Origin of the sequence: Zarconia navalis LEGE 11467 (genome assembly GCF_015207075.1) — a bacterium.
Lineage (GTDB): Bacteria > Cyanobacteriota > Cyanobacteriia > Cyanobacteriales > Geitlerinemataceae > Zarconia > Zarconia navalis.
This window is the reverse complement of the sequence record NZ_JADEXN010000266.1, coordinates 1-7,231: the sequence shown is the minus strand read 5'-3', so window position 1 is coordinate 7,231 and position 7,231 is coordinate 1. Positions and strand designations below refer to the sequence as shown.

The 7,231-nt window shown below is 49.0% G+C and carries 6 protein-coding genes and 1 pseudogene; all 7 read left to right on the top strand.

Going from position 1 to position 7,231, the window contains the following annotated elements; all coding sequences use genetic code 11:
- Positions 1–623: 623 nt before the first annotated feature.
- Complete coding sequence (locus IQ235_RS14205; RefSeq protein ID WP_319592594.1) at positions 624–1,148, top strand: sulfocyanin-like copper-binding protein; 525 nt, start codon at positions 624–626, stop codon at positions 1,146–1,148.
- Positions 1,149–1,429: 281 nt separating this feature from the next.
- Positions 1,430–2,278 (top strand): type I methionyl aminopeptidase, encoded by an 849-nt coding sequence (gene map / locus IQ235_RS14200; protein WP_264322103.1) that lies wholly within the window; start codon positions 1,430–1,432, stop codon positions 2,276–2,278.
- A 562-nt stretch (positions 2,279–2,840) separates the two neighbouring features.
- On the top strand, positions 2,841–3,845 hold the full coding sequence (locus tag IQ235_RS14195) for a succinate dehydrogenase/fumarate reductase iron-sulfur subunit (RefSeq protein WP_264322102.1): 1,005 nt from the start codon (positions 2,841–2,843) through the stop codon (positions 3,843–3,845).
- A gap of 260 nt (positions 3,846–4,105) precedes the next feature.
- Positions 4,106–4,825 (top strand): superoxide dismutase, encoded by a 720-nt coding sequence (locus IQ235_RS14190; RefSeq protein ID WP_264322101.1) that lies wholly within the window; start codon positions 4,106–4,108, stop codon positions 4,823–4,825.
- 175 nt (positions 4,826–5,000) lie between these two features.
- Positions 5,001–5,279 (top strand): CAB/ELIP/HLIP family chlorophyll-binding protein, encoded by a 279-nt coding sequence (locus IQ235_RS14185; RefSeq protein ID WP_441373274.1) that lies wholly within the window; start codon positions 5,001–5,003, stop codon positions 5,277–5,279.
- A gap of 126 nt (positions 5,280–5,405) precedes the next feature.
- Positions 5,406–6,365 carry a CHAT domain-containing protein gene (locus tag IQ235_RS14180; protein WP_264322100.1) on the top strand — a complete coding sequence of 320 codons (960 nt, stop codon included), beginning with the start codon at positions 5,406–5,408 and terminating at the stop codon, positions 6,363–6,365.
- Between the two features lie 27 nt (positions 6,366–6,392).
- Positions 6,393–7,231 (top strand): annotated as a pseudogene (locus tag IQ235_RS14175) (hypothetical protein); the annotation flags it as partial.

Genomic DNA, 7,231 nt, shown 5'->3' with positions numbered 1-7,231 from the left:
TTACAGCCTGTTAATTGGATTTCACCGATTGATTCAATCGGTGATGAGGTTACATCATCATTTTAGTAGTGCATAGTCACGCCTTCTAAATATTCGTTGAACTCGGAGAGTGACAGAAGAGGGATATAGCGCTACGCAGATTAGTTAGGACATTCCTAAATCTTAGAAGCCTCTCACAGTCTACTGTTCCCTGTTCCCTGTTCCCTGTTCCCTGTTCCCCGTTCCCCGTTCCCTAGCGCGTAGCGCTATATATTCGAAAATCGTAGAGGATATCGGATGATTGCCTATAACCGCATACGGTGTTTCCAGAGGCTATTCTTTATCTGTACTTTATATACTCTTATGATGCGACATCTGCGCGCAGATGAAGGCGATCGATCTAAAGAACACCCATGATGGAGATCTCTTAGATCGGGCGATCGCGATCGCGCCGGATCTCAGAGCCAACGACCCAGTGGGGTAAAATAAACTTTATCGATTCCCAATCCAACAATCCTAGCTTGAGGGCAGGTTATTGACCCCAATAGCGACCCAGCAACCGAAAAAACGACGAACTGGCTGGGTTTTGGGTGAAATTTGCGACTCGGAATCGTCATTTATCGATTTGAAGAAGGGTCTGGGTGATGTACGAACGCTTTCAAATTCCGATCGCTCGTTTGTTGGTTTTCCTCGGTCGCGGACTCCTGCTGCTCTTTTTTCTGCTAGGATGCGCAATATCTCCGGCAATATCTCCGGTTTGGGCTTCGGCGATCGCACTTCCTCTCGATGGTGCGATCGCTCGTGTGGATGCGACAGACGTCAAGGTCAGCCTGGGGAGTTCCTCCGGAGAACTGAAGTTTTTTCCCGATCGATTCGAGTTTGTCGCCGGACGAACCTACAAACTGATTCTCGATAATCCCAGTTCTCAAAAACACTACTTTACGTCCAAAGATTTTGCCGATGCCAGTTGGACGCGCAAAGTTGAAGCCGGTAACGTTGAGGTCAAAGGAGCCGTGCGCGAACTCGAACTCAAACCCGCTGCTGAGGCGGAATGGGTGTTCGTACCGATGAAACCGGGAACTTACAAACTCCGCTGTACGATATCCGGTCATGCGGAGGCGGGGATGACGGGAGAAATTACGATCGCCCCTTCCCAATCCCAAGTTTGACCCCAAGTTCGACCCCAAATTGGTACCGCAAATTTGGCCGGGGTTCGCGACTCCGCAACGGTAGAAGGAATCTGTTACCGTATATAAGAGCCGAAGTGGTGCTGTTTCGAGACCCTCGAACGCACAGATGAGAAAGCATCGACGGTGCGATCGCCTAGGCAATCTCAATCGAATTTTTCGAGCAACACCATCGAAACGAGATCTCGTCTAACGGCCTATTTTGATATCGCGATCGTTTCTCAATTCTCGCAATTACTATTCCCAATTTGCCCCCATTTCAAATGAACATTTTTAGCGACCTTCTAGCCAATCCCGCTCCAAAAAAGAAAGTCAAAAGCCAGCTTCCGAGTTTGCAAAAGCAGCGCCGCCGGATTGAAATCAAATCCACGCGCGAAATTGAAATCATGCGGCAATCGGCAAAAATTGTCGCCACCGTTCTCAAGGAAATCTCGGAAATTGTCAAACCGGGAATGACAACGGCAGATTTGGACGCTCATGCGGAAAAACGCATTCGAGAAATGGGGGCAACACCGAGCTTTAAAGGATATTACGGTTTTCCGGCTTCTATTTGCGCCAGTATCAACAATGAAGTCGTCCACGGCATTCCCAATCGCAAAAAAGTAATTTGTTCCGGGGATGTTTTGAAAGTGGATACCGGAGCGTTTTATCAAGGATTTCACGGCGACTCGTGCATCACCATTGCCGTCGAAGAAGTGACCCCCGAGGCAGCGAAACTGATTCGGGTGGCCGAAGAAGCCTTGTACAAAGGAATCGAGCAAGTCAAAGCCGGAAACCGGTTACTCGACTTGGCCGGGGCGATTCAAGACCACGTGGAAGCCAACGGGTTTAGCATCGTTGAAGAGTTTACCGGTCATGGCGTGGGACGCAACCTCCACGAAGAGCCGTCGGTGTTCAACTTCCGCACTCACGAAATGCCAAATGTCAAGTTGCGATCGGGCATGACGTTAGCCATCGAGCCGATCGTCAATGCCGGTTCCAAGCACACCCGCACCCTCTCCGATAAGTGGACGGCGGTGACGGTGGATAATTCTTTCTCCGCTCAGTTCGAGCATACCGTATTGGTGACGGAAGACGGTTACGAAATTTTGACCGATCGCACCAAAGTGTAGCGCAATCGGTTCGGATACTATCGTCAATGACAATAAAAGGGCGAGCATCGGCTCGCCCTTTTTTCTATGCGAATTTTGAAATAGGGACGTTTTTGACGATGCGATCGCCGGTTTGAGATCTCAAAATTCCATCGTCAACAAAATTGTTCCCTCTGTTTTCTCTCCAAACACTTGTACGGGTCGATGGCGATTTTCAATTTTTCGCGGTCATCCTCGTGGATTCACAGGCTTCAGCTCACATCCCTCCCATGAGGGATAAGTATGTCGATTGTTAGGAGAGAACAGATCTATGACACAACCAAACCCAGAAAATCGCATCAAATCCGGTTGTCAAGGTTGCTTAAAATTTTTCCTCATCGGAATGGGTCGATCGAACCAAAAGAAGTACGAGAATGGCTGCAACCTTACGTTGAGATTCCTTAGTTTCTATCGGTTATCGGTCAAAGGCGCTCTGCAATAACTCGCGCATCAGGGGCGCTCGTCCAAAATAATTCTAAATTCATCCCACGGTACGATCGCCCCAACCCTAAAATATAGAGTACTCAGATTCTGCCGCGCCACCATGCAAGTTCGATTCCAAATCCTCCGCCAAAACCGCAACGAAGCGCCTCGTCCCCAAACCTATACCCTAGAAGTCGATCGCAGCGATACAATTCTTACCTGTCTCGATCGCATTAAGTGGGAGATGGATGGTTCTTTGGGCTATCGCAAAAATTGCCGCAATACCATTTGTGGCAGTTGTTCCATGCGCATCAACGGGCGATCGACTTTGGCGTGTAAGGAAAATGTGGGTAGCGAACTCGATCGCCTCCCCATCGACGCAGAACCCACCATCACCATTGCCCCGATGGGAAATATGCCCGTCATCAAAGATTTGGTGGTGGATATGGCGAGTTTTTGGGACAACCTCGAAGCAGTGGAACCCTACGTCAGCAGCCGTTCTCGGGCGATTCCCGAGCGAGAATTCCTCCAAACCCCCGAAGAACGAGAAAAACTCGATCGGGCGGGAAACTGCATTCTCTGCGGCGCTTGCTACTCCGAGTGCAACGCCCGCGAGGTAAATCCAGATTTTGTCGGTCCCCACGCCCTCGCCAAAGCCCAGCGAATGGTGGCCGACTCCCGCGATGGGGGAACCGAAGAACGCCTGGAACAGTACAACCAAGGCACATCGGGGGTATGGGGTTGCACCCGCTGCTACTATTGCAACTCCGTTTGCCCCATGGAAGTGGCCCCGATGGATCGGATTAGCCAGGTGAAAGGGGAGATTTTGGCACGCAACGATCGCAGCGTCAGCCGCCCGATTCGCCATCGCAAAGTGTTGGTCGACTTGGTGAAGTCTGGAGGCTGGATCGACGAACGGCAATTCGGCGTGCAGGTGGTGGCAAACTATTTCCGCGATATCGAAGGATTGCTGAGTCTGGCACCGTTGGGACTGCGGATGCTGACGCGGGGTAAGTTTCCTCTCGGTTTCGAGGCATCGGAGGGCGCATCGGAGGTGCGATCGCTCATTGATGCGGTTCGGGAGTTGGAATTGGGAATGGGGAAACAGGAAAACAGGGAAGTTTAGGGGGACGCGCATTTGAGCGATCGCTTCGAGGCAAAACTCATCTTCTCATAGCGGTTTTCGTGAAGGTAGACCCCAACCCACTTAAAGGGGACGCACGCGGATAGGCACGGGGGCACAGTGGTATCAACTTAAGCAATGGTATCGCACGCACGACCCCGATAAAGGCGGAGTCAATATTTTTGCAAACCGCTATAAATACCCCGATCGACGGTCGTCGATTTTTGAGATGATAAACTCACGTATCACATCGATCGAAAACTATGTCTCTCAATCGTCGTCGCTTTCTATACACTCTAGGCATTGGTACGCTCACCTTCGGGGGTTTCTCCGCTTGTGCCTTCGCTCAACCCTCAAATTCCCAGGAAGACGAAACTTTTGCGTTACCCCCGCTTCCCTACGATTACAATGCTCTCGAACCCTACATCGATGCAGAAACGATGCGGTTCCACCACGATAAGCATCATGCTGGATACACCCGCAAATTAAATGCTGCGGTGAATCGATATCCCGAGTTGAAAACGAAAAGTGCCATCGAGCTGCTCGAACAAATCGATGGCTTACCCACAGATATCCAAAGCACGGTTCGCAATAATGGCGGGGGCTACGTCAACCATAAAATGTTTTGGGAAATCATGAGTCCCGATGGGGGAGGTGAACCGACAGGGGCGATCGCCGAAGCGATTCAAGAAACATTTGGTAGTTTTGAGGCATTCCAAGAGCAATTCAACAATGCGGGCAAATCTCAATTTGGGAGCGGCTGGGCCTGGCTGGTTCTCAATAACGGCAGCTTGGAAGTGACTGGAACGGCCAATCAGGATAGTCCTTTGATGCAGGGAATGTCTCCGATTATGGGGAACGATGTCTGGGAACACGCCTACTATCTCAATTACCGCAACGCTCGCGGCGAGTACCTCAAACAGTGGTGGAACGTGGTCAATTGGGATGAAGTCGAGCGGCGCTACCAAGCCGCACTTGCATGAATTGCGCTCAATTTAGGGTTTGTCGTTGGGTTTGCGCAAGCGCCAGCACGCACCCAATGAGTCCCCGAATTTCTAACGCAAAAATCTAAAATGGTGTGTTGTTACGATGGATTATTAGATTCTTTTGAAAGCGAGGATTATCGCTATCTAACACATTCTAAAAAACAATGGGTTAATGCCTGTTTATCCGTTCCAAATTGCGATCGCACTTGAAGTGATGAGTTCCCAAATCTCTCAAATGACAGAACCTCAAGAAACAGAATTGTCTACCCTAGAATCGCAGAATCTAGAATCCCCAGAGGGCGAAGCCATCGAACCCGTCGAACCGGCATTCGGCTGGACGCTTTACGCCGAGCAAGTGAACGGACGATTTGCCATGCTCGGTTTTGTGATGCTGGTTATTTTGGAAGCGGTGACGCACCAGGATTTGTTTACCTGGTTGGGGTTGCGTTAGAACCGATCGAAAAATGATGCAAGACAATTTTTACAGAATACGATGGCTGTTTCGCGACGTCGTTTCTTAGCTCGAACTTGCGCTGGTGCGATCGGAATTTTTTCGGTATCCTCGATCGATCTTTGGGTGGTTCGCGCTGCTAATACTCAATCGATCGAGCCGAATACTTTATTCATTTTTTTCGATCGAATCGGAGAAGATTTTATCGTTCGTGCAAATTTCAGAAATAGAATTTATAGCTATAAAACGATAGAAAATGCTAATACTATTATTTCTGACTTAGAAGACTTATACCTTAATCTTCAAGCAATTTATTATAGTTCTGTTGATGAATCCGAAGTTCTAAGCCAGAGTAAAAGACTCGGAGTAAAAATTTTTTCTATTCTCGATCTTTGGATCGATCGTTGTGAAGCGATTCGGTTTATTATTCCCGAAAACTTTATCCGACTTCCTTTTGAGTTTCTACAACATCGAGAACTTCCTCTCTTCTTACAAAAACCAGTTACCTACAGTTTTTCACCTGTTACATCAAATTTTAACTTTTCTGACAACTGGTCGGCTTTAATTGTATCCGACCGAACAGCAGATCCCGAGCGAGGTGCGCATTTTGTTCGGGATATACTTTCAAATTCAATTTATTATGACATTGAAGATCTAACTCTTGAAGCATTAAACTCTATTTCTCCCAAAGATCTCGTATTGATTAGCGCGCATGGATGGATCGACTTTAATAACGAAGACTATATTGCTTTAAATGAAGAATCAATTACAGCCACTCATCTTGCCCGACTCTCTCCGAAATTAATCTATCTAGATTCGTGCCAGTTAGGAGTCAGTCACGAATTTATTCAAAGCTTGAGAAGAGCCGGCACGAATTACTACATTGCTCCGATACTGAGTAATGAAGCCGGGAACTCATCGACGAAGACGATCGAGCACTTTTTTGAATGCCTTGAGGAAGGGTTATCGCCATCACTCGCTTTGTTCGAGACCCGACTCCAACTGTATAAACATTTTAAAGCGATCGATGATTATAGAAGGCTCATCTGGAGAGCTTTCCCATTTCGGGTTTATCATCTCAATTGAGAACTCGAAACCAACGATGAGCGAACGATGAGCGATTTACCCACGAGCGATCGAATCGACGCCGAAAACGAAAACGCCCTGGCGGAAATGCTGTGGGAAATCGAGGCCTCTCAAGGTCTGTTCAAGCCGATGCTGGCTCATTGCAACTACCTTGCCTTGCGCGAGTATCTCGTCGGACAATTGCGGCAACGGTGCGAGGCGGACATTCGCGAACTCTTCCTCCATCCGTCGGCAACCAAACTCTTTTCCACCCTGCGATCGGAAATTGGCGACGATCGCCCCTCGGCGGTGATGGTGTTCGGGTTGGAGTCGGTGCAAAATCTCGATCGCTTCTTAAGCTTGGCAAACTGGATGCGCAACGAGTTTCAGGTGCAATGTCCCTACCCTTTGGTGCTGTGGGTGAACGATGAGGTGGTGGCGAAGCTGATTCGACTGGCTCCAGATTTTGCCGATTTCTGCACGTCGGCGGAGTTTGCCATCGCCCCAGGAAATTTAATTTTTGAAATTCGCAAAGCCAGCGATCGCCTATTTTCCGTGGTATTGGCCACTGGTTCCGATCGATTTCCCCCCAATCCAACCATCTTCGGCCCGGAATATGCATCGGAATTGAGGGCCGCATTACGGGATTTGCAGGAGTACGGACAGTCGCTACCTCCCCAACTTGAAGCGAGTTACCTGTTTGCCCTCGGCAGAGATGCCTATCTCGATGACAAGATGGATGAGGCCCTCGATTTCTACGATCGAAGTCTGGAATTTTGGCAACGGGCTGCTGAAGTTCTCGAGATCGACGCCAAAACTCGCGAGAATTTAGATCTGAAAACGGGGGTTCTGCTGTGCGATATGGGGTTGTGTCACGCTCGCCGAGG